Below are 21,726 nucleotides of genomic sequence, written 5' to 3'. Positions count from 1 at the left end.
CGCCGCGGTCACGGCAGGGGAAGGGGAGCCGCTGATGGACCTCGCGCACACGGCCGGGGAGGAGGCCTTCCGGGCCGAGGCCCGCGCCTGGCTGGCCGGCCACGTCCCGGACCGGCCGCTGCCCTCGCTGGAGACGGCGGAGGGCTTCGCCGCGCACCGGGAGTGGGAGGCGGAGCTGGCCGCCGGCCGCTGGTCGGTGGTGTCCTGGCCGGAGGAGTTCGGCGGGCGGGGCGTGGACATCGTCCACTGGCTGCTCTTCGAGGAGGAGTACTACGCGGCGGGGGCGCCCGGCCGGGTCTCGCAGAACGGCATCAACCTCCTGGCCCCCACCCTCTTCGACCACGGCACCCCCGAGCAGCGGGCCCGCATCCTGCCGCCCATGGCCACCGGCGAGGTGGTCTGGGCACAGGCGTGGTCCGAGCCGGAGGCCGGCTCGGACCTGGCGGCGCTGCGGTCCCGGGCGGTGCGCACCGAGGGCGGCTGGCTGCTGTACGGGCAGAAGACCTGGTCCTCGCGGGCGGCCTTCGCGGACCGCGCCTTCGGCATCTTCCGCACCGACCCGGACGCGCCCCGGCCCCACCAGGGCCTGACCTATCTGATGTTCGGCCTGTCGAACCCGGGGGTCACGGTGCGGCCGATCGGGCGGCTGGACGGCAAGCCGGCCTTCGCGGAGCTGTTCCTGGACGGGGTGTTCGTGCCGGACGAGGACGTGATCGGCGAGCCGGGGCAGGGCTGGCGGATCGCGATGTCGGCCACGGGCAACGAGCGCGGGCTGACGCTGCGTTCGCCGGGCCGGTTCCTCGCCGCGGCGGACCGGCTGGCGGATCGGTGGCGGGCCTCGGCGGATCCCGCCGACACGGCGCTGCGGGACCGGGTGGCGGACGCCGTGGTGGGGGCCCGCGCCTACCAGCTGTTCACCTGGGCCAACGCCTCGCGGTTCGCGGCCGGTTCGGCCATCGGCGCGGAGTCGAGCCTGAACAAGGTCTTCTGGTCCGAGTACGACATCGCCCTGCACGAGACGGCACTGGACCTGCTGGGCGCGGACGGGGAGCTGGCCGACACCGAGTGGGCCGAGGGGTACGTGTTCTCGCTCGCGGGACCGGTGTACGCGGGCACGAACGAGATCCAGCGCGACATCATCGCCGAGCGGCTGCTCGGCCTCCCGAAGGGCCGCCGCTGATGCGTTTCCTGCCGACCGAGGAGCAGTCCGACTTCGCGCGTTCGCTGGGCACGATGCTGGCGGGTGCGGACGTGCCGGCCGCGGCCCGCGCCTGGGCGTCCGGGGAGCGGGGACCGGGGCGGGCGCTGTGGGCCCGGCTCGCGGAGTTGGGCGTGTTCGCGCTGGCCGTGCCGGAGGCGTACGAGGGCCTGGGACCGCTGCCGGTGGAGCTGGCCGTGGCCTTCGTGGAGCTGGGGCGGTACGGGGTGCCGGGTCCGGTGGTGGAGACGGCGGCGGCCGGGGTGCTGCTGGGCGGTGCCGGCGGGGGTGCGGCGAAGCGGTGGCTGCCGGGGGTGGCGGCGGGCGAGTGCGTGGTGACACTGGCCGGGCCCGGTTCGCCGTACGCCCTGGACGCGGAGGCGGCGGACCTGGTGCTGGTGGCCGGGGACGGCGGGGGGCTGCGGGCGGCGCCGGGGCACGGGCCGGTGCGGGTGTCGGCTGATCCGGTGCGGAGGCTGGCGGAGCCCTCGGCGGGGGGCGAGGAGCTGGGTGCCGCCGAGGGGCCGGTGTGGCTCTGGCCCGCGCTGCTGACCGCTGCGCAGGCGCTGGGCGTGGGTGAGGCACTGCTGGCCCGCACGGTGGAGTACGTGAAGCAGCGCAGCCAGTTCGGGGCACCGGTGGGCGGCTTCCAGGCGGTCAAGCACCGGCTGGCCGACACGCTGCTGGCCCTGGAGTTCGCCCGGCCGCTGGTGTTCGGGGCGGCCGTGACGCTGTCCCCGCGGGATGTCGCGGGCGCGAAGCTGGCGGCCGGCGAGGCGGCGTACCGGGCCGCCCGCACCGCCCTCCAGCTGCACGGCGCCGTGGGGTACACCGACGAGCTCGACCTCTCGCTCTGGCTGCGCAAGGCGCGCCCGCTGCGCGACGCGTGGGGCGGGCCCGGGGAGTGCCGGGCGCGGGTGCTGGCGTAGGGCGGGGCGCCGGGCGGGAGGGGTGCCCGGCGCCCTTGCGGGTCAGGCTTCCCGGGGCGGTTCGTCGTCGTTGCCGCGGCGGAGGACGTGGCGGCCGGTGCCCGGGTGCCAGGTGGTGATCACCAGTTCGTCGGCGTCGGCGTCCACCGCGATGTGCACCACCTCCGTGAGGTCCGCCCGGAACAGGTGGAACGGGTGCGGCTCGCCCGTCTCCTCCGCGTACCGGTGCAGCTCGGGCGGGTCGGTGATCTCGACGGCGCGGCCGGAGATGCGTACGTCGCCGTCCGGCATCGTGTCGTCCGGGCCCGGGTTGCTGTGCAGCGCGAACCGGGGGTCGCGCTGCAGGTCCAGGGCCTTGCGGGAGCCCGGCATCATGCCCAGCCACAGCTCACCGCCGCGGATCTCGACGTTCAGCCCGGCCACCCGCGGGGAGCCGTCCGCGCGCAGGGTGGCGAGCACGTGGTGCGGGTACTGCGCGTAGCGGGCCCGCACGGCCGCCGCGAACACGGGTTCTTCCTTCTCGAACACTGCCCAGTTGTTCGTCATGGCCCCATGTAACCGCGCGGCGCCGACCGGGGCCGTCAGCCGCGGACGATCCCCGCGCGTCGCGCGGCGGCGAGCCAGGCCGGGAACTCGCCCACCAGGCGGTCGTAGAGCTGGCCGTCCGGCACGGTCCGCGGGTCGGGGCCGGCGTGGAAGTACCCGGCGTTGTCCACGCACCGCTTGGCCGGCACGGGCAGCTCGTCGAGCCGGCGCAGGAAGTCGAACTGGCTGCTGCGGGTGTTGCCGAAGCCGATGAACTGCCAGAAGAGCGGCATCCTGGCGGCCTTGCAGAGGTACCGCTCGGCGGCGAGCTTGTTGATCGGGCCGCCGTCCGTCTGGAAGACCACCAGCGCCGGCTGCGTCGTACCGCTGTCGAGGTAGTGGTCGATCACGGCGTCCATGGCCAGGTGGTAGCTGGTCTTGCCCATGTGGCCGAGCCCGGCGACGATCCGGTCCACCCGTCCCGCGTGGTCGCCGAGGCCGATCTCCTCGACCGCGTCGACGTCCGTGGAGAAGAACACCACGGGCACCCGGCCGTCGTCGTCGAGGTGCGCGGACAGCCCCAGCACCCGGTCGGCGAGGGCCTGCACGCTGCCGTCGGCGTAGTACGGGCGCATCGAGCCGGAGTAGTCCAGGACGAGGTAGACCGCCGCGCGCTGCCCGGAGAGCCCGTGCTTGCGCAGCGAGACCCCGGCGCTCTCGTAGAGGGGCACCAGGGCCGGTGCGGTCTCCGCCACCTTGCGCAGGCTGATCGCGCTGCCTTCGCCGTTGTCCGCCATGTTCCCAGTCTACGGACAACGCGATATGACTATTCGTCATATCCGACGAGGGGTGGAGGGTGCGTGGACACAGACACGCTGGAGGGCAAGGTGGTCGTCATCACCGGCGCGGCCCGCGGCCAGGGCGCCGCCGAGGCCGCCCGCTGTGCGGCGGCGGGCGCCCGGGTGGTGCTCACCGACCTGCGGGAGGACGAGGGCTTGGCGGTGACCGCGGGACTGGGCGCCGGGCGGGGGCTGTTCGTGCGCCACGACGTCACCTCGGCCGAGGGGTGGGCGGAGGTCGTCGGCCTGGCTCTGGAGGCGTTCGGGCGGATCGACGCCCTGGTGAACAACGCGGCCCTGTGGCGCACCGCGCACGTCGAGCGCGAAACCCGGGAGAACTTCGAGCAGCTGCTGCGGGTCAACCTGATCGGGCCGTTCCTGGGCATCCAGGCCGTGCTGCCCGCGCTGCGGGAGGCGGGCGGCGGCTCGATCGTGAACATCTCTTCGACGGCCGGACTCACCGGGATCCCCGGCCACGCGGCCTACGGCTCGACCAAGTTCGCCCTGCGCGGCCTGACCCGCTCCGGCGCCCTGGACCTGGCCCCGTACGGGATCCGCGTCAACTCCGTGCACCCGGGCGCCATCGACACCCCGATGGTGGCGGCGGTGGCGGAGAAGGACTGGTCACACGTGCCGCTCGGACGGATGGGCCGCCCGGCCGAGGTCGCGGACCTGGTCCTGTTCCTGGTCTCGGACGCCTCGTCGTACGTCACGGGCGCCGAGTTCACGGTGGACGGCGGCCAGACTGCGGGCTAGGACACGTGGCGCGTTCGTCCGGGTGAGCGAGGGGTCACCCCTGGGGGTGGAACCCCGGGGGCCAGTGGGCGCACGGCGGCCCGGCGGGGGGCCGGGGGCGGCGGGGGCCGCAGAAAGCTGTGGGGGTCCCGAGGAACCGACAGACGGAGTGGTCTCGGATGTCCCTGAATTCCCCCTGGCGCCGGGCCGGCCGCGGCGGCGTGGTGGGCGCCGCGGCGCTGGCGCTCGTACTCTCCCTGCCCGGCGTGGCGGCGGCCGCGCCCGGCGACCTCGACCCCGCGTTCGACGGCGACGGCAAGGTCGTCACCGACGTGGGCGGCTACTCCGGCGTCGACGGCATGGCCGTCCAGCCCGACGGGAAGATCGTCTCGGTCGGCTACGCCTGGACGTCCGAGACGTCCGGCGACTTCACCGTGGTGCGCCACAACCCCGACGGCAGCCTGGACACCACCTTCGGCGGCGGCGACGGCATCGCCTCCACCGACTTCGACCAGGCCAACGAGGAGGCCAGGGCGCTGGCGCTGCAGCCCGACGGGAAGATCGTCGTGGCCGGGGGGAGCACCGACTGGGGCGGCAACGGCGCCTGGGCGGTGGCGCGCTTCAACTCCGACGGCAGCATGGACACCGGGTTCGACGGCGACGGCAGGGCGACCCTGGAGGTCGACGTCAACGCGATCGAGACCGCGATGGCGGTGGCGGTGCAGCCCGACGGGAAGATCGTCCTGGGCGGTGAGAGCCTCGGGGTGTGGCCGCTGGCACGGCTGACCTCCGGCGGCGCCCTGGACCCGACGTTCAGCGGCGACGGGATTCTCGTCACCGACTTCGGGGGCGGCTGCTGCCAGGGGGTCACCGACCTGGTACTCCAGCCGGACGGGCGGATCGTCGCGGGCGGCTACAGCACCAACGGCTTCACGCTGGCCCGGTACACCGCCTCCGGCGACCTGGACCCGTCCTTCGACGGCGACGGGCGCGTGACCACCGGCTTCGGCTCCGGGCTCCTCGGGGTGGCGCTGCAGCCCGACGGGAAGATCGTGCTGGCCGGCAAGGACGGCAATGCGTTCGGGCTCGCACGGGTCACCTCCACCGGCGCCCTGGACCCGGCCTTCGACGGCGACGGCCGGGTCACCACCTCCTTCGGCCCCTCGGACGGCGCCGCCCACGAGGTGGCGCTCCAGTCCGACGGCCGGATCGTCGCGGCCGGCCAGTACGGCGGTGACTTCGCGCTGGCCCGGTACAACACGGACGGCGCCCTCGACCCCGGCTTCCACTCCGACGGCCGGGTGACCACCGACTTCGGCGGCCCGGACGACCAGGCCCACGAAGTGCTCGTGCAGCCCGACGGCAAGATCCTGGCCGGCGGGCTCGCGGGCGAGGCGTACAGCTACTCGTCCCACATGGGCCTGGCCCGGTACCTGGGCGGCGGGGGCGTCGTGACGCCGCCCGGCGTGGACGTGTCGGTGACCAAGACCGGTACGCCCGCCACCGTCAGCATCGGCGACACGGCCGCGTACACCGTCACCGTGCGGAACAACAGCACCTCGGCCCCGGCGACCAACGTCCAGCTGACCGACACCCTGACCGGGACGGCCACCATCCTCTCGGCCACCTCCACCCGCGGCACGTGCACGGTCACCCCCGGCCGCGTCACCTGCCCGGTCGGCACGCTGGCCGCCGGTGCCACCGCCATCGTGACGATCACCGTCGAGCCCTCGCGGACCGGCACCCTGACCGACACCGCCACGGTCAGCGCCACCGAGAGCGACCCCAGCACCTCCAACAACACTGCGACCGCCACCACCACGGTGAACAACAGCCGCGGCTGCACCATCATCGGCACCAGCGGCAACGACACCCTCAACGGCGGCTACTACACCGACGTGATCTGCGGGCTCAGCGGCAACGACACGATCCGCGCGAGCTACGGCAACGACACCGCGTACGGCGGCCCCGGCAACGACAACATCGACGGCGGCTTCGGCGACGACACCCTCAACGGCGGCACCGGCGGCGACGTCCTGACCGGCTACTACGGCAACGACCGCCTCACCACCACCGACGGCGTCGCCGGCAACGACACGGCCAACGGCGGCCCTGGCACCGACACCTGCACCACCGACACGGGCGACACCCGCATCGGCTGCCCGTAGCGCGCTCCCTAGGGCACGCCCCCGGCGGGGAGACGGACGGCCACCGCGACGGTGGTCACGTACGGCTCGTCCAGCTCCCCGCCGGGGAACCGTCCGGCCAGGTGCGCGCGCTCCGCGGCGAGGAACTCCGCCCCGCCGGCCTCGTCGAGCAGGATGAAGGCGGAGTGGGTGGCCAGCTTCGCCAGGTGGAAGTCGACGGTCACCCGGCGCGACCAGCGCAGGACGCGGGTGGTCCAGCCGAGGCCGGGCGGCGGGGTGCAGTCGGAGATGAAGTAGCCGGGGCCGAACCGCTCCTCGATGCGGGCCCCCTGCTCGGCCACCCACGGCACGTCCGGGTCCGGGTCGTTCCAGCAGAGCACGAGGGCACCGCCGGGGCGCAGCACCCGCAGCGCGGAGGGGACGGCGCGCGCCGGATCGGTCCAGTGCCAGGACTGCCCGTACGTCACCAGGTCGAGCGAGGCGTCGGCGAAGGGCAGCGCGTTGCCGTCGCCGCGGAGCACCGGGACACCGGGCAGCTCCCGGCGGAACTGCCCGGCCATCCCGGCGCCGGGCTCCACGCCGACGACGCGGGCGCCGCGCTCGTAGAGCTGCCGGGTGAGGATGCCCGTACCGGCGCCCACGTCCGCGACCCGGGCGCCGCGCAGCCGGAGCCCGGCGGCCTCCTCGACCGTCCCGAACAGCTCCGGCGGGTACGAGGGCCGGTGCGCGGCGTACGCGGCGGCGGCCCGGCTGAAGGCGAGTGCCCGCTCTCGGGCGGGGATCCCGGGGGTCATGCGTCCGAGTGTGCCGGGTCACGGGGGCGCGGCACACCGGGCAACCCGCCCCACGGCCTCAGCTGTCGGCAGGCCGTTCCGCCGGCACCGGCCGGACCGACGGCCAGCGGGCGGCGACGGCGGCGCGCAGGGACGCGCAGAAGGCACGGAACTCCCGCAGGTCCGCCCGCCCCTCGGCCTGTTCCCCGACCACCGCCAGCCGGTGGGCCAGCCGCTGCCGGGCACTCGCGGTCCCCCAGGTCCAGTCCCGGTTCCGCAGCCGGGCCAGGTGGTCGGGGCCGTTCCGCCGGGCCCGCTCGACCAGCGCGTCACCGCGGATCAGCCAGCCGGCGCACGCGTCGGTGAGGTCGCCGTCCAGCGGGGTGATCCGCCGGTACGCCGCCTCGGCGCGGGCCACCAGGTCCGGCGCCGGCGCGGTCACGCACCAGCAGGTGGGGAAGCCGATCCGCAGGTACGCCAGTTCCACGGCGCCGCTGCCGAGGCAGGCCTGCTCGAAGTCGACGAACCGCACCCCGTCCGCGGTGTGCAGGTCGTTGCCCGGACAGGGGTCGCCGTGCAGCAGCGCCCCGGCCGGCGCCTCGGCCAGCCGCCGCACCAGCCGCGTCAACTCGTCGCGCACCCCTGGGCCGGCCGGTACGCCGAGCCGCCCGCCCAGCCGCAGGAAGGCCTCCACGTCCTGCTCGCCCGGCCCCTCCCAGCGGGGCAGGGAGCCCGCGTCCGACGCGCGGGCGCTGGCGTGCAGGCGGGCCAGGGCCTCCGCGTAGCCGACGATCCAGTCCGGCGCGGGCGGGCGGTGCTCCAGGAACTCCAGGACGATGACCCGTTCGGCCGGGTCGGTGCCGAGCACGGCGGGCCCGACCCCGCGGCGCGCGGCGATCTCCAGGGCGGTCAGCTCGCGGTGGTACCGGCCCTCGGGGTCCGCCCCGCCGGCTGCCTGCTTGACGATCGCGGTGCGGCCGCCGATCTCGGCCCGCCACACGCGGGACCGGGGACTGCTGTCCATCCGCCGGACCTCGCGGGCCTCGCCGAGCCGCTCCCGCAGCCGGCCGCCGTACGGCATTCCGACGAGGTGCACCGAACGGTCCTCCGCGATGAGGTGAAAAGGGGGCGGGGCGGCCGGATTCGAACCGGCGTCCTCGTCCATGCTGTGTACGCGCACTACCTCTGTGCTACGACCCCGCCTTGATCACGACCCTATGCGAACGACAGGGCAACACCAAAAGGATTTACGGACCGGTCGGCCGCGCCGCTGTCGGACCCCCTCGCTACGTTGGCGGCATGAGAGCCTCCGGAACGTTCAAGGTCGTCAGCTTCGTCCCCACGGACACCACACCGGAACCGGCGGTCGAAACCGCCCTGTCCGTCGGGGTGTCGAGGATGGAGAAGCACTTCGAGGGCGAGGTCGAGGGGCGGTCGGCCACGCTGTTCACCGCCGCGTACGACCAAGCGTCGGGCACCGGCACGTACGTCGCCCTGGAGTCCTTCGAGGGCGAACTCCAGGGCCGCGCGGGCACGTTCAACTTCGCCCACTCGGCCAGCACCCGCGGCGGCGGCCGCGAGGCGGAGTTCTTCACCATCGTCCCCGGCAGCGGCACGGCCGCCCTGACGGGCATCACCGGGGGCGGCGGCATGACCGTAGAGGAGGACGGCACCCACCGCGTGTGGTTCGACTACGAACTGTCCTGACCCGCCGGCGGCCTCCGCGCCCGTGTTCCGGCCGGGAACGCCACGGCGCCCGCGAGTCCGGTCGGGGACGGGCGGGCGCCGTGTCGGTGTGCCGTACCTCGTCGTACGGACCGCATGAGGGGTCGCCCCGGGAGGGGGCGGGTACTGCCGGGTGCTCAGACCACCAGGGAGCGGTCCGTGGGCTTGACCGGGTACGGCAGGGTGCTGGAGCCGGTCAGGTAGCGGTCCACCCCGCGGGCGGCGGAGCGGCCCTCGGCGATGGCCCACACGATCAGGGACTGGCCGCGCCCGGCGTCGCCGGCGACGAAGACACCGTCGACGTTGGTGGCGTACGCGGCGTCGCGGGCCACGTTGCCCCGCTCGTCCAGCTCCAGGCCGAACTGCTGCACCAGACCGTTGGCCTGGTCCGTGCCGGTGAAGCCCATGGCCAGGGTGACGAGCTGGGCCGGGATCCGGCGCTCGGTGCCCTCGCGCTGGACCAGCTTGCCGTCCACGAAGTCGACCTCGACCAGGTGCAGGGCCTGGACGTTGCCGTCCTCGTCGCCCTCGAAGTGGGTGGTGGAGACGGAGTAGATCCGCTCGCCGCCCTCCTCGTGGGCCGAGGTGACCTTGTACAGCATCGGGAAGGTCGGCCAGGGCTGGGAGACCGCGTTCCGCTCCTCGTTGGGGCGCGGCATGATCTCCAGCTGGGTGACCGAGAGGGCACCCTGGCGGTGGGCGGTGCCCACGCAGTCGGCACCGGTGTCGCCGCCGCCGATCACGACCACGTGCTTGCCCTCGGCCGTGATGGGCGGGGCGACGAAGTCGCCCTCCTGCACCTTGTTGGCCAGCGGCAGGTACTCCATCGCGAAGTGCACGCCGTTCAGCTCACGGCCCGGGACCGGCAGGTCGCGGGAGACCGTGGCGCCGGCGGCGATGACCACGCTGTCGAAGCGGTTGCGCAGGTCGGTGGCGGTGATGTCGCGGCCGACCTCGATGCCGGTGCGGAACTTGGTGCCCTCCGCGCGCATCTGCTCGATGCGGCGGTTGATGTGCACCTTCTCCATCTTGAACTCGGGGATGCCGTAGCGGAGCAGGCCGCCGATGCGGTCCGCGCGCTCGTACACGACCACGGTGTGGCCGGCCCGGGTCAGCTGCTGGGCGGCGGCCAGACCGGCCGGGCCCGAGCCGATGACGGCGACGGTCTTGCCCGACAGGCGCTCGGGGGCCTGCGGGGTGACGTCCCCGTTGTCCCACGCCTTGTCGATGATCGAGACCTCGACGTTCTTGATGGTCACGGCCGGCTGGTTGATGCCGAGCACGCACGCCGACTCACACGGGGCCGGGCACAGGCGGCCCGTGAACTCCGGGAAGTTGTTCGTCGCGTGCAGCCGCTCCGACGCCGCCGACCAGTCCTCGCGGTAGGCGAAGTCGTTCCACTCGGGGATCAGGTTCCCCAGCGGACAGCCGTTGTGGCAGAACGGGATGCCGCAGTCCATGCAGCGGCCGGCCTGCTTGCTGATGATCGGCAGCAGGGAACCGGGGACGTAGACCTCGTTCCAGTCCTTGAGCCGCTCCTCGACCGGGCGGGAGCAGGCGGTCTGGCGCGTGGTGGTGAGGAAGCCCTTCGGGTCAGCCATGGGTCGCCGCCTCCATCATCTTCTCGGTGGTCTCGGACTCGGAGAGTCCGGCCCGCTCAGCGGCGTCCTTGGCGGCGAGCACTGCCTTGTACGTGGTCGGGATGATCTTGCTGAAGCGGTCCACCGCGACGGACCACTCGTCGAGGAGCTTGGCGGCCACGGTCGAGCCGGTCTCCTCGTGGTGGCGGCGCACCACGTCGTGCAGCCACTGCCTGTCGTCGTCGCCGAGGGCCTCGACGGCCTCCAGGTTGCCGACGTTGACGTTGTTGCGGTCCAGGTCGATGACGTACGCGACGCCGCCGGACATGCCGGCCGCGAAGTTGCGGCCCGTCTCGCCGAGGACCACCGCGCGGCCACCGGTCATGTACTCGCAGCCGTGGTCGCCCACGCCCTCGGAGACCACCAGCGCACCGGAGTTGCGGACGCAGAAGCGCTCACCGGTGCGGCCGCGCAGGAACATCTCGCCGCCGGTCGCGCCGTAGCCGATGGTGTTGCCGGCGATGACGCTGTACTCGGCCAGGTGGTCGGCGCCGCGGTCCGGGCGGACCACCACGCGACCGCCGGAGAGGCCCTTGCCGACGTAGTCGTTGGCGTCGCCCTCCAGGCGGAGGGTGATGCCGCTCGGCAGGAAGGCGCCGAAGGACTGGCCGGCCGAACCCGTGAAGGTCAGGTCGATGGTGTCCTCGGGCAGACCCGCGCCGCCGAACTTCTTGGTGACCTCGTGGCCGAGCATCGTGCCGACGGTGCGGTTGATGTTGCGGATCGCGACCTGGGCGCGGACCGGCTGGGCCTCCTCGGCGTTCGCCGCGTTCAGGGCGTCGGCCGCGAGCCTGATCAGCTCGTTGTCGAGGGCCTTCTCCAGGCCGTGGTCCTGCTCGACCAGGGCGTGGCGCACGGCGCCCTCGGGCAGCTCGGGCACGTGGAAGAGCGGCTCGAGGTCGAGGCCCTGCGCCTTCCAGTGGTGCACGGCGCGCGAGGTGTCCAGCAGCTCGGCGTGGCCGACGGCCTCCTCCAGCGTGCGGAAGCCGAGCTCGGCGAGCAGCTCCCGGACCTCCTCGGCGATGAACTCGAAGAAGTTCACGACGAACTCGGCCTTGCCGGAGAAGCGGTCGCGCAGCACCGGGTTCTGCGTGGCGATGCCGACCGGGCAGGTGTCCAGGTGGCAGACGCGCATCATGACGCAGCCGGAGACGACGAGCGGCGCGGTCGCGAAACCGAACTCCTCGGCGCCGAGCAGCGCGGCGATGACGACGTCGCGGCCGGTCTTGAGCTGGCCGTCGGTCTGGACGACGATCCGGTCGCGCAGGCCGTTGAGCAGCAGGGTCTGCTGGGTCTCGGCGAGGCCGAGCTCCCAGGGGCCGCCCGCGTGCTTCAGCGAGGTCAGCGGGGAGGCGCCCGTACCGCCGTCGTGGCCGGAGATCAGGACCACGTCCGCGTGCGCCTTGGAGACGCCCGCGGCGACCGTGCCGACGCCGACCTCGGAGACGAGCTTCACGTGGATGCGCGCGACCGGGTTGGCGTTCTTGAGGTCGTGGATCAGCTGGGCCAGGTCCTCGATGGAGTAGATGTCGTGGTGCGGCGGCGGGGAGATCAGGCCGACGCCCGGGGTCGAGTGCCGGGTCTTGGCCACCCACGGGTAGACCTTGTGGCCGGGCAGCTGGCCGCCCTCGCCGGGCTTGGCGCCCTGCGCCATCTTGATCTGGATGTCGTCCGCGTTCACCAGGTACTCGCTGGTGACGCCGAAGCGGCCGGAGGCGACCTGCTTGATCGACGAGCGGCGCGCCGGGTCGTACAGGCGCTCCGGGTCCTCGCCGCCCTCACCGGTGTTGGACTTGCCGCCCAGCTGGTTCATGGCGATGGCGAGGGTCTCGTGCGCCTCCTTGGAGATGGAGCCGTACGACATGGCGCCGGTGGAGAAGCGCTTGACGATCTCGGAGACCGGCTCGACCTCGTCGACGGAGATCGACGGACGGTCGGACTTGAAGCCGAACAGGCCGCGGAGCGTCATCAGGCGCTCGGACTGCTCGTTCACCCGGTCCGTGTACTTCTTGAAGATGTCGTACCGGCGGTTGCGGGTGGCGTGCTGGAGGCGGAAGACCGTCTCCGGGTCGAACAGGTGCGGCTCGCCCTCGCGGCGCCACTGGTACTCGCCGCCGATCTCCAGCGCGCGGTGCGCCGGGGCGATGCCGGAGGCCGGGTACGCCTTGGCGTGGCGGGCGGCCACCTCCTTGGCGACGACCTCCAGGCCCGCGCCGCCGATCTTGGTGGCGGTGCCGTTGAAGTACTGCTCGACGAAGGCCTCGTCCAGGCCGACGGCCTCGAAGACCTGGGCGCCGCGGTAGGAGGCGACGGTCGAGATGCCCATCTTGGACATGACCTTCAGGACGCCCTTGCCGAGGGCGTAGATCAGGTTCTTGATGGCCTGCTCGGGCTCGATGCCCTCGATGAAGGTGCCGGCGCGCAGCAGGTCCTCGACCGACTCCATGGCCAGGTACGGGTTGACCGCGGCGGCGCCGTAGCCGATGAGCAGCGCGACGTGGTGCACCTCGCGGACGTCGCCGGCCTCGATCAGCAGGCCCACCTGGGTGCGCTGCTTGGTGCGGATGAGGTGGTGGTGCACCGCGGAGGTGAGCAGCAGCGACGGGATCGGCGCGTGCTCGGCGTCCGAGTGGCGGTCGGAGAGGACGATCAGGCGGGCGCCGCCCTCGATGGCCGCGTCGGCCTCGGCGCAGATGGCCTCCAGGCGGGCGGCCAGGGCGTCGCCGCCGCCGCCGACCCGGTACAGGCCGGAGAGCGTGACGGCCTTCAGGCCCGGCAGGTCGCCGTCGGCGTTGATGTGGATGAGCTTGGCCAGCTCGTCGTTGTCGATCACCGGGAACGGCAGGAGCACGTTCCGGCAGGTCGCCGCGGTCGGCTCCAGCAGGTTGGACTGCGGGCCGATGTGGGAGCGCAGCGAGGTGACGAGCTCCTCGCGGATGGCGTCCAGCGGCGGGTTGGTGACCTGCGCGAAGAGCTGGGTGAAGTAGTCGAAGAGCAGGCGCGGGCGCTCGGAGAGGGCCGCGATCGGGGAGTCCGTGCCCATGGAGCCGATCGGCTCGGCGCCGGTGCGGGCCATCGGCGCGAGGAGGACGCGGAGCTCCTCCTCGGTGTAGCCGAAGGTCTGCTGGCGGCGGGTGACCGAGGCGTGGGTGTGGACGATGTGCTCGCGCTCGGGGAGGTCCTCAAGCTCGATCTCGCCGGCCTCCAGCCACTCGGCGTACGGGGCCTCGGCCGCGAGCGCGGACTTGATCTCGTCGTCCTCGATGATCCGCTTGGCGGCGGTGTCGACGAGGAACATCCTGCCGGGCTGCAGGCGGCCCTTGCGGACGACCTTGGCCGGGTCGATGTCGAGGACGCCGACCTCGGAGGAGAGCACGACGAAGTCGTCGTCGGTGACCCAGTAGCGGCCGGGGCGCAGGCCGTTGCGGTCGAGGACCGCGCCGACCTGGGTGCCGTCGGTGAAGGTGACGCAGGCGGGGCCGTCCCAGGGCTCCATCATCGTGGAGTGGTACTGGTAGAAGGCCTTGCGGGCCGGGTCCATCGAGGTGTGGTTCTCCCACGCCTCGGGGATCATCATCAGCACCGCGTGGGGCAGCGAGCGGCCGCCGAGGTGGAGCAGCTCCAGCACCTCGTCGAAGGAGGCCGAGTCGGAGGCGTCCGGGGTGCAGACCGGGAAGATCCGCTCCAGGTTCGCGGAGCCGAAGAGGTCCGAGGCCAGCTGGGACTCGCGGGCGCGCATCCAGTTGCGGTTGCCCTTGACCGTGTTGATCTCGCCGTTGTGGGCGACGAAGCGGTACGGGTGGGCGAGCGGCCAGCTCGGGAAGGTGTTCGTCGAGAACCGCGAGTGCACCAGGGCGATCGCGGAGGCGAAGCGGCGGTCCGAGAGGTCCGGGAAGAAGGGCTCCAGCTGGCCGGTGGTCAGCATGCCCTTGTAGACGATGGTGCGGGCGGAGAGCGACGGGAAGTACGTGGCCGCCTCGCGCTCGGCGCGCTTGCGCAGCACGAACGCCTTGCGGTCCAGCTCCAGGCCGGCGGACTCCCCGTCGGTGACGAAGAGCTGCGAGAACGCCGGCATGGTGGCGCGCGCGCCGTTGCCCAGCAGGTCGGGGGTGACCGGGACCTCGCGCCAGCCGAGGACCGTCAGGCCCTCCTCGGCGGCGATGGCCTCGATCTGCTCCACGGCGACGGCCTGTGCGGTGCCGTCGGCGGGGAGGAAGGCGATGCCGACGGCGTAGGCGCCGGCCTCGGGGAGCTCGAATCCGGCGACCTCACGCAGGAAGGCGTCCGGCACCTGGGACAGGATGCCCGCGCCGTCACCGGAGTCCGGCTCGGAGCCGGTGGCGCCACGGTGCTCGAGGTTCCGCAGGACGGTCAGGGCCTGCTCGACGAGGGTGTGGCTGGCCTCTCCGGTGAGGTTCGCCACGAAACCGACGCCACAGGCGTCCTTCTCGTTGCGCGGGTCGTACATGCCCTGGGGGGCGGGGCGACCGTCCATCGGCGACCAGGCGGTGCTGCTGGGGCCGGTCGCGGAGTGCGTGGATGCGGAACGCATCGGCTCTCCCGTCGTCGTCGTGGCATTGGAACGTGCCGAGGGACGACGTTGGCCCTCTGCGAAATTTCGTGCAGGTTACATGATGACTGCAATCCCGCGAACCGGATATCGCATTCCAGCATGCGGACACTGCGCGAGGCAGAAAGGAGGGACCTCCGCGGACGGATTGAGGGTTCAAAGGCCCGGCGACGAGGTCCTGGGGACGCGAGGCGGGCACCCTTGCCCGCGCGCCTTCGTCTCATGCCCGGCGGTCACACCGATGAAACCGCCGATAAACAAACACGAGAGACTACTTATGTTGCGTACCGCATAGTGTCTCACTTCCGTGCCGGGGAACCTAGAGCGGCCGGGGCCGCCCGGGCGGGGCGTGCGTCACACTGTGCCTCCGTTTCCCGCTGTCGGCCACAGCGGTACGGGGGCCTTTGCCCCGATTTTCCCCGTGCGAGCGCCGCGCGGCGCGCCCAGGGGGGCACCGCGCGGCGCGGGAGCGGCGGGAGGCGGGAGGCGGAAGGCGGGCGGAACGGGCCCGGCTAGGCCGTTTCTCTCGGATCATCTGATCGTTGGTTGATGTGTGTCGTTGACTGATGCCCAGCGGGCGCGGATCGAGCCGTTGTTGCCGGACCGGACTCCGAAGCGGGGTGGGCGGTGGCGTGAGCATCGGCAGGTGATCGACGCGATCGCGTTCAAGTACCGCACCGGGACACCGTGGATGGACCTGCCCGAGCGTTTCGGGTCGTGGAAGGGCGCCCACAACCGGCTGCGGATGTGGGCGGCCGACGGCACCTGGGAGAAAGTCTTCACCGCCCTGCTCGCCCAGGCCGACGCAGAAGGCGACCTGGACTGGGTCGTCGCGGTCGACTCCACGATCGTCCGCGCGCATCAGCACGCCGCCGGGGCCCGCCAAAAGGGGCCCCGGCCGGCGAGCCGGACGACCATGCCCTCGGACGCTCCCGCGGCGGACTGGCCACCAAGATCCACCTCGCTGCCGACGGCCACTGCAGGCCGTTGGCGTTCGTCATCACGCCTGGCCAGGCGGGTGACGCCCCCGCATTTGCCCAGGTCATGGCACGGTTACGGGTGCCCCGCCGGATCGGCCGCCCCAGAGTCACCCCGGAGGTGATCCTGGCCGACAAGGCCTACTCGTCCCGGGCGATCCGCCGTCATCTGCGGCGGCGGGGAATCCGGGCGGTGATCCCTCAACCCGCCGACCAGGCCGCGAATCGCAAGCGGCTCGGCAGTCGCGGAGGACGTCCGCCGGCCTTCGACCGCGAGGCCTACAAGCAGCGGAACACCGTCAAACGCTGCATCAACAAGCTCAAGCAATGGCGCGGCCTGGCCACTCGCTACGACAAGACCGCCACCATCTACCTCGCCGGACTCCACCTCGCCGCCATCTTCATCTGGTCAGCGAGATGATCCAAAGGAAACGGCCTAGCCGACCGCGCCGCCGATCCAGGAGCCGAGCAGGAAGGTGACGCCCGCGGCCGCGCCGCCCAGCACCAGCTGCCGCAGTCCGCTGTACCACCACGAGCGGGCGGTGACCCGGGAGACTACGGCGCCGCAGACGAACAGGCCGAGCAGCGCCAGCATCACCGCGGGCCACAGCGCGGTCGCGCCGAGCAGGTAGGGCAGTACGGGGACCAGCGCGCCCAGCGCGAACGACCCGAAGGACGACACCGCGGCGACCAGCGGCGAGGGCAGGTCGCCCGGGTCGATGCCCAGTTCCTCGCGGGCGTGGATCTCCAGCGCCTGCTCCGGGTCCTTGGAGAGCTGCATCGCGACCTCGCGGGCAAGGGCGGGCTCGACGCCGCGCGAGACGTACAGCGCGGCCAGCTCCTCCATCTCGTCGATGGGGTTCTTGCGCAACTCGCGGCGCTCGACGTCCAGTTCCGCCTGGACCAGCTCGCGCTGCGAGGCGACCGAGGTGTACTCTCCGGCGGCCATCGAGAACGCGCCGGCGGCAAGGCCGGCCAGGCCGGTGATGACGATGGTGCCCGGGGCGACCGCGCCGCCGGCCACACCGGTCATCAGGGCGATGTTGGAGACCAGGCCGTCCATCGCTCCGAAGACCGCGGGACGCAGCCAGCCACCGTTCACATCGCGGTGCGTGTGGTTGTCGCGGTGGGCCGTGTGGAGCGGTGCCTCGATGTCGATGATGGACATGTCCCCAGAAATCCCCTCGTGCGCGGCACGCGTGCCGGGCATGCGTGCATGACGTACAAGCGAAGGCCCGCAGGCACTCCGCTTCCCCTGAACACCCTCGAAACTACGCACGATTTTTGGCGCCCGCCAGCAAGGAAGGCCGTACTTACCAGGGGTTTTGGGCCTCTGCCCGCCTTCGGGCAGGGGGTCGGCGACCGGGTGACGGTGGTGTTTCGCGACGCTCGGCGAACCCCCCGGCATGGCACAAATCCCCCAAGGGCACATCACCGTGCCCCACCAAGTGGAGAGGCGCGCCATGACGCAGATTGCATGCAATCCGCAGGTCCTCCTGGAACGGGCCAGGGGCGCTCTGATGGGCCTGGCGGTCGGCGACGCCCTCGGCGCCCCCGCGGAGAACATGAAGCCGTCGGAGATCCGGGCGCGTTGGGGCCGGATCGAGGGCTTCGTCTCGGACGACCCGGCGGGCACGGACGACACCGAGTACGCCATCTTCTCGGGGCTGTTGCTCGCCCGGCACGGGTCCGCGCTGACCGTCTCGCACGTCGAACGCGCCTGGCACCACTGGATCGCGGACCTGGACGAGGGGCCGTTCCGGGGGGCGGGCTTCTCGGAGCGCGGCACGCTGGAGAACCTCCGCAGGGGGCTGGCCGCGCCGATCTCGGCGCAGCACCGGCACGCGTGGTCGGACGGGCTGGCGATGCGGGCGGCGCCCTTCGGGGTGTTCGCGGCCGGCCGGCCCGCCGAGGCGGCGCGGCTGGTGGCCATCGACGGCACCGTCAGCCACGACGGGGAGGGCATCTACGGCGGCCAGGCAGTGGCCGCGGGGGTCGCGGCGGCCATGGCCGGCGGCAGCCCGGGCTCGATCGTGTCGGCCGCGCTGTCGGTGATCCCGTCCGACTCCTGGACGGCCCGCTCGCTGCGCCGGGCCGTGACGGCCGCACCGCGCGGGGAGCGGGCGGTGCGGTCGGCCGTGGTGATCGGCGGCTACCCCTGGACCGACCTGGCGCCGGAGGCGGTGGGGCTGGCGTTCGGGGCCTTCGCCGCGGCCTCGGGGGACTTCACGGGGTCGGTGCTGACCGCAGTGAACATGGGCCGGGACGCCGACACCACGGCCGCGGTGGCGGGCGCGCTCGCGGGTGCCCTGTCGGGCGTCGGAGCCATCCCCGAGGCCTGGTCTTCGGCCATCGGCCCCGTACGCGGCAGCTGCCTCCCCTCGATGCGGGGCTACCACGTCCTGGACATCGCGGACCTCCTCACCCCCGAATGCGAGCCCCCCCGATGACCCCGCCGTACTCCCCCGACCCCCAGGACCCCGCCCCCGCCCTGCCGGACGACGCCCCGGCCCCGGGTACGCCGCTCCGCGCGGCCGACGGGCCGGCTCGCGGCCGGAGGGCCGACGCCCAGCGGCCCGTACGGAGCGACGGGCCCGGCAAGGCGGTACGAAACACCGACGACGGACCGGAGGGCGGCGCCGGGCAGCGGCACGAGCGGACCTCCGACGCGCCGGGAGCGGACCACGACGCGGAAGCCCGCATCGGACAGCACCCCCGGGCGAGCGATCGGCCCGGTTCCGGAACACCGGAGACCGGCCCCGGCCCCGGCCCCGGCCCCGGCTCAGCCGACGACAGCAGCCTCCGGGCCGGGCAACACGGTGGGCCGACGGATTGCGGGCACGGCACGGACCACGGCACGGGCGCCATCCAAGGGCCCCGGGGAAGCGACAGGTCCGGAAGCGCCGCAGCGGACGCCGGGCACGGTCCCCGCGACGGCGGCCGCGCCCGGACCGGGGGTGCCGAGCCCGCGCCCGCCCTGACTGCCGCCCGGTTCCAGCCGGAACCACCGCCCTCGGGCACCCACGCCGACGGTGCGGACCCGAGCGCGGGGCGGGGGACCTCCGGCCCGGCACGGGGCGGAGCGGGGACCGGGTCCGGGGGCAGCGCCGGGCGGCCGATGCACCAGGTACGGGCGGGCGCGCAGCGCTCGGCCGGCCCGCCGCTGTCCGGCCACGCACCCGGAGCGGCGGCCGGTCTCTCCGGCCGGGAACCGGGTGCCCCGGGCCGGGCGGAGTCGGCCGGCCCGGCCGCGGACGCGACGCTCCGGCCCTGCGTCGACCCGGCCGCGCCGACCCGCGCCCCGGGCGAGGGGCCCGGACGCGCCTCCGGCACCACCCCGGACGCGCGCCCCGGGCGCCCTGCGCAGGTGGCTGCGCCCGCCACGGACGCACGCTCACCGCACGACGAGCCCGAAGGGCCCGTCACCCGGACTGCGAACACGTCGACCGGTCACTCGCGGCCCGACGCCACGGCCGACGGCCTGGACACCGGGAGGCCGGGAGGCACCGGTAGGGCCCGGGCCGGTTCGCGCGCGGACGCCCCGCTTGCCGGCGGCGCAGTTGCCGGCACCGTCACGGCGGGCAAGACCGGCACGGCAGCGGACACCGCACCCTCCGACGGCGCACATGCCGGCACGCGCACGGCGGCCGGGACGGGTAGCGGTCCGGACGCTCCGCGCGAGGGCGACCGAGACACCTGGGCGGACAGGGGCACGGCCCGGGGCCACAGAGATGCCGGCACGGACACGACCACGCACCCCGGAACCACCGGCGGGGGAATCCTCACCACGGCCGACGCCGGCACCGGTACCGGCACCCGCACGGTCGCGTGTCCCGGGAGCCCTCCCGGTACCGGTCCGGCAGCCGCGTCCGACACAAGGACGAGCGGGCTCGGGGGGCAGGCTGGGGCCCCCGACCGCCCTGGCGGGGCGGCGCCTTCGGGTGGGGCGGCCGGCCGGCTCCGCTCCGCCGTGCGGATCCGCGCGTTCGGGTCGGCGGCCGGTGTTCTCCTCGGCACGCCGGCCACACCGGGCGCCCTTCGCCCCGGTTCGGCGCCCCATCCCGGCAGCGAGGCGCCCGAGAGGGCGGAGGGTGCGGACGCCGACACGGCTCCGGCGGGCGGCCCCGGTACGCGGGCCGGCACTGCCCGGGCCCACCCGGCCGCGCCGGCCCCCCACCGTCCCGGCGCGGAAGTCGGTACGGCCCTGACGGGCGCACCCGCCCGGGCGGAGCCGGGCACGCCCCGCGCCGGCGCCCCCGCCGAAGCGCCCCGCAGGACGGAGGCCCACACACCCCGTACCGCACCCGCCGAAGCGCCCGCCAGGAGCGAGCCCGGCACGCCCCGGGCCGGCACCCCCACCGAAACGCCCGCCCGGACGGAGCCCGGTACGGCCCGGACCGGTGCCCCTGTCGAAGCGCGCCTCCGGTCGGAGGCCGCTACGGCCCGTACCGGCCGTTCCGCCGGAACCCCTGCCCGGACGGAGCCCCGTACAGCCCCTGCCGGCAGGGGCACCCGCACCGACCCCGACGCCCGCGTACCCGGCGGAGCCGGCGGGCGGATCGAGGGGCTGCTGCTCGGGCTCGCCGCCGGAGACGCCGCCGGGTGGCCCGCGGCCCGGCACCGGGCCAGCCGGATGCCCGAGTGGACCCGCCGCCTCACCCGCGAGCTCGACACCTTCGCCGAGCAGAACGCCACGACCACCCTCCCCGTCCCCATCGCGCTCAACCAGCCCCCCGAGCCGCTCCGCCTCGGCCCCTCCGACGACGCCGAATGGGCCGCGTTCGCCGCCGAGTCGGTGCTCACCGCGGCCGGCGTGCTGCTCAGTGACCTCAGCCGGTCGCGCCGGATGCGCGCCGCCATCGACCTCGCCTGGAACGCCCTCGCCTCCGAGGTCGCCGCCGCGGCGGAACGCGCACCCGAGGTGGAGTCCGCCGTGCTCCCGCTGCGCGCGCGGATCTCCGTACGGGCCGGCCTCGGCAACCTCGCCACCGGCCTGCGGCCCCCCGCCACCGGCCACGACAACCCGCACTACTTCGACGACGCCGCCTGCGTACGGGCCGCCGTGCTGGCCGTCGTCCACCCCGGCGACCCCGAAGCGGCCGCCGACCTCGCCGAGTTCGACGCCCGGTACACCCAGGACGGCGACGGCGTGCACGGCGCCCGCGCGATGGCCGCCGCCATCGCCACCGCCCTCGCGGGCGAGGACGTCGACGCGGCCGTCGACGCCGCGCTCGCGCAACTCCCCGAGGCCACCGAGATCGGCCGCAACGCCCGTCACGCCGTCAAGCTGGCCCGTGCCGCCGAGGCCGGCAGCGGGGCCTTCGGGCTGGTCCCGACCCTGGAACACGAGATCGTCGACCACGTCTACAGCTACGGAATCGCCGCGGCCGAGACCGTGCCCGTCGCCCTCGCCCTCGCCACCGCGGCCCGCGGCCGGGTGGCGGAGGCGGTACCGGCCGCCGCCTGCCTCTCCCGCGTGGCCGACTCCGCCCCCGCCCTCGCGGGCGCCCTGACCGGCGCACTCGGCGGCGGCGCGAGCCTGCCCGGCCCCTGGCGGGAGGCCTGCCGGACGCTGTCCGGCTGCGCCCTGCCCCGGCTCGCCGGCACCGACCTGGTGGAACTCGCCGGGCTGCTCAGTCGCACGGAACTGACCTCACCCAAGGGATGA

15 protein-coding genes and 1 tRNA gene are annotated in these 21,726 nt (G+C 73.9%); 8 read left to right on the top strand and 8 right to left on the bottom strand.

The window, feature by feature from the left end; genetic code table 11:
- Positions 1–34 precede the first annotated feature (34 nt).
- Positions 35–1,180 (top strand): acyl-CoA dehydrogenase family protein, encoded by a 1,146-nt coding sequence (locus ACIQUQ_RS07940; RefSeq protein ID WP_403972494.1) that lies wholly within the window; start codon positions 35–37, stop codon positions 1,178–1,180.
- A complete protein-coding gene (locus ACIQUQ_RS07935) occupies positions 1,180–2,127 on the top strand; it encodes an acyl-CoA dehydrogenase family protein (protein ID WP_403972492.1) in 948 nt (315 codons plus the stop codon). Before ACIQUQ_RS07940 ends, ACIQUQ_RS07935 begins: the two co-directional genes overlap by 1 nt.
- 42 nt (positions 2,128–2,169) lie before the next feature.
- On the opposite strand, the gene ACIQUQ_RS07930 is transcribed toward ACIQUQ_RS07935, so the two are convergent.
- Complete coding sequence (locus ACIQUQ_RS07930; protein WP_403972490.1) at positions 2,170–2,673, bottom strand: pyridoxamine 5'-phosphate oxidase family protein; 504 nt, start codon at positions 2,671–2,673, stop codon at positions 2,170–2,172.
- A gap of 35 nt (positions 2,674–2,708) precedes the next feature.
- Positions 2,709–3,449 carry a vWA domain-containing protein gene (locus ACIQUQ_RS07925; RefSeq protein ID WP_403972488.1) on the bottom strand — a complete coding sequence of 247 codons (741 nt, stop codon included), beginning with the start codon at positions 3,447–3,449 and terminating at the stop codon, positions 2,709–2,711.
- Between the two features lie 63 nt (positions 3,450–3,512).
- On the opposite strand from ACIQUQ_RS07925, the gene ACIQUQ_RS07920 reads away from it, so the two are divergent.
- Positions 3,513–4,247: a glucose 1-dehydrogenase gene (locus tag ACIQUQ_RS07920; protein ID WP_403972486.1), complete on the top strand. Its 735-nt coding sequence runs from the start codon at positions 3,513–3,515 to the stop codon at positions 4,245–4,247.
- A 158-nt stretch (positions 4,248–4,405) separates the two neighbouring features.
- Complete coding sequence (locus ACIQUQ_RS07915) at positions 4,406–6,394, top strand: calcium-binding protein (RefSeq protein ID WP_403972484.1); 1,989 nt, start codon at positions 4,406–4,408, stop codon at positions 6,392–6,394.
- 8 nt (positions 6,395–6,402) lie between these two features.
- On the opposite strand, the gene ACIQUQ_RS07910 is transcribed toward ACIQUQ_RS07915, so the two are convergent.
- The 3 genes from ACIQUQ_RS07910 to ACIQUQ_RS07900 all read right to left on the bottom strand — a co-directional run bounded on the left by ACIQUQ_RS07910 (position 6,403) and on the right by ACIQUQ_RS07900 (position 8,348).
- Positions 6,403–7,167, bottom strand: coding sequence for a class I SAM-dependent methyltransferase (locus ACIQUQ_RS07910; protein ID WP_403972482.1), 765 nt, complete (start codon positions 7,165–7,167; stop codon positions 6,403–6,405).
- A 58-nt stretch (positions 7,168–7,225) separates the two neighbouring features.
- Positions 7,226–8,227, bottom strand: a complete 1,002-nt coding sequence (locus ACIQUQ_RS07905) for a phosphotransferase (protein ID WP_403972903.1) — start codon at positions 8,225–8,227, stop codon at positions 7,226–7,228.
- Between the two features lie 46 nt (positions 8,228–8,273).
- Positions 8,274–8,348: transfer RNA gene (locus ACIQUQ_RS07900), tRNA-Ala, on the bottom strand.
- Between the two features lie 97 nt (positions 8,349–8,445).
- On the opposite strand from ACIQUQ_RS07900, the gene ACIQUQ_RS07895 reads away from it, so the two are divergent.
- Positions 8,446–8,853, top strand: coding sequence for a DUF3224 domain-containing protein (locus ACIQUQ_RS07895; protein ID WP_403972480.1), 408 nt, complete (start codon positions 8,446–8,448; stop codon positions 8,851–8,853).
- Between the two features lie 155 nt (positions 8,854–9,008).
- On the opposite strand, the gene ACIQUQ_RS07890 is transcribed toward ACIQUQ_RS07895, so the two are convergent.
- Both ACIQUQ_RS07890 and gltB read right to left on the bottom strand, forming a co-directional pair.
- Positions 9,009–10,472 carry a glutamate synthase subunit beta gene (locus ACIQUQ_RS07890; RefSeq protein ID WP_403972478.1) on the bottom strand — a complete coding sequence of 488 codons (1,464 nt, stop codon included), beginning with the start codon at positions 10,470–10,472 and terminating at the stop codon, positions 9,009–9,011.
- Positions 10,465–15,006, bottom strand: coding sequence for a glutamate synthase large subunit (gltB, locus tag ACIQUQ_RS07885; RefSeq protein WP_403972901.1), 4,542 nt, complete (start codon positions 15,004–15,006; stop codon positions 10,465–10,467). The genes ACIQUQ_RS07890 and gltB overlap by 8 nt, the downstream gene beginning before the upstream one ends.
- Positions 15,007–15,634: 628 nt before the next feature.
- Between gltB and ACIQUQ_RS07880 the strand changes: the two genes are divergently transcribed.
- Positions 15,635–16,479 (top strand): IS5 family transposase gene (locus ACIQUQ_RS07880; RefSeq protein ID WP_403972476.1). Its coding sequence is split into 2 segments (ribosomal slippage): positions 15,635–15,965 and positions 15,965–16,479, totalling 846 coding nucleotides; the frame shifts between segments, so codons are not numbered across the junction.
- 15 nt (positions 16,480–16,494) lie between these two features.
- Here the strand turns inward: ACIQUQ_RS07880 and ACIQUQ_RS07875 are convergent.
- Positions 16,495–17,226: a VIT1/CCC1 transporter family protein gene (locus ACIQUQ_RS07875; RefSeq protein WP_403972474.1), complete on the bottom strand. Its 732-nt coding sequence runs from the start codon at positions 17,224–17,226 to the stop codon at positions 16,495–16,497.
- Between the two features lie 295 nt (positions 17,227–17,521).
- On the opposite strand from ACIQUQ_RS07875, the gene ACIQUQ_RS07870 reads away from it, so the two are divergent.
- Positions 17,522–18,508, top strand: a complete 987-nt coding sequence (locus ACIQUQ_RS07870) for an ADP-ribosylglycohydrolase family protein (RefSeq protein ID WP_403660812.1) — start codon at positions 17,522–17,524, stop codon at positions 18,506–18,508.
- A 1,754-nt stretch (positions 18,509–20,262) separates the two neighbouring features.
- Positions 20,263–21,726: an ADP-ribosylglycohydrolase family protein gene (locus ACIQUQ_RS07865; RefSeq protein ID WP_403972898.1), complete on the top strand. Its 1,464-nt coding sequence runs from the start codon at positions 20,263–20,265 to the stop codon at positions 21,724–21,726.

The sequence above is a fragment of the Streptomyces sp. NPDC101118 genome (assembly GCF_044759445.1).
Lineage (GTDB): Bacteria > Actinomycetota > Actinomycetes > Streptomycetales > Streptomycetaceae > Streptomyces.
Note: the sequence above shows the minus strand (reverse complement) of the source record. Positions and strands in the feature narration are given on the sequence as shown.

What these genes read in the sequence shown, in the direction of transcription:
- ACIQUQ_RS07940 (WP_403972494.1), top strand. Translation starts at nt 35, where the DNA reads ATGGACCTCGCGCACACGGCCGGGGAGGAGGCCTTCCGGGCCGAGGCC.
- ACIQUQ_RS07935 (WP_403972492.1), top strand. Translation starts at nt 1,180, where the DNA reads ATGCGTTTCCTGCCGACCGAGGAGCAGTCCGACTTCGCGCGTTCGCTG.
- ACIQUQ_RS07930 (WP_403972490.1), bottom strand. Translation starts at nt 2,673, where the DNA reads ATGACGAACAACTGGGCAGTGTTCGAGAAGGAAGAACCCGTGTTCGCG.
- ACIQUQ_RS07925 (WP_403972488.1), bottom strand. Translation starts at nt 3,449, where the DNA reads ATGGCGGACAACGGCGAAGGCAGCGCGATCAGCCTGCGCAAGGTGGCG.
- ACIQUQ_RS07915 (WP_403972484.1), top strand. Translation starts at nt 4,406, where the DNA reads ATGTCCCTGAATTCCCCCTGGCGCCGGGCCGGCCGCGGCGGCGTGGTG.
- ACIQUQ_RS07910 (WP_403972482.1), bottom strand. Translation starts at nt 7,167, where the DNA reads ATGACCCCCGGGATCCCCGCCCGAGAGCGGGCACTCGCCTTCAGCCGG.
- ACIQUQ_RS07905 (WP_403972903.1), bottom strand. Translation starts at nt 8,227, where the DNA reads ATGCCGTACGGCGGCCGGCTGCGGGAGCGGCTCGGCGAGGCCCGCGAG.
- ACIQUQ_RS07895 (WP_403972480.1), top strand. Translation starts at nt 8,446, where the DNA reads ATGAGAGCCTCCGGAACGTTCAAGGTCGTCAGCTTCGTCCCCACGGAC.
- ACIQUQ_RS07890 (WP_403972478.1), bottom strand. Translation starts at nt 10,472, where the DNA reads ATGGCTGACCCGAAGGGCTTCCTCACCACCACGCGCCAGACCGCCTGC.
- gltB (WP_403972901.1), bottom strand. Translation starts at nt 15,006, where the DNA reads ATGGACGGTCGCCCCGCCCCCCAGGGCATGTACGACCCGCGCAACGAG.
- ACIQUQ_RS07875 (WP_403972474.1), bottom strand. Translation starts at nt 17,226, where the DNA reads ATGTCCATCATCGACATCGAGGCACCGCTCCACACGGCCCACCGCGAC.
- ACIQUQ_RS07870 (WP_403660812.1), top strand. Translation starts at nt 17,522, where the DNA reads ATGACGCAGATTGCATGCAATCCGCAGGTCCTCCTGGAACGGGCCAGG.